The sequence below is a fragment of the Neisseria sp. P0014.S002 genome, assembly GCF_051958295.1.
Classification (GTDB): Bacteria; Pseudomonadota; Gammaproteobacteria; order Burkholderiales; family Neisseriaceae; genus Neisseria; species Neisseria flavescens_B.
On sequence record NZ_JBQCVO010000066.1, the window covers coordinates 1 to 278 of the forward strand.

Genomic DNA, 278 nt, shown 5'->3' on the forward strand with positions numbered 1-278 from the left:
GACTACTAGGGTATCTAAGCCTGTTTGCTCCCCACGCTTTCGCTTCTCAGCGTCAGGTAATGCCCAGAGAACCGCCTTCGCCACCGGTGTTCCTCCTGATATCTGCGCATTCCACCGCTCCACCAGGAATTCCGTTCTCCCCTGCATCCCTCTAGTCCGCCCGTATCAAAAGCAGGCTCGGGGTTAAGCCCCGAGTTTTCACTCCTGACGCGACGGACCGCCTACAAGCCCTTTACGCCCAATAATTCCGAACAACGCTCGGACCCTACGTATCACCG

General features: G+C 57.2%; 1 rRNA gene. It reads right to left on the bottom strand.

The annotated features are described in order from the left end of the window. A 16S ribosomal RNA gene (locus ACTHSX_RS10630) occupies positions 1 to 278 on the bottom strand; the annotation flags it as partial.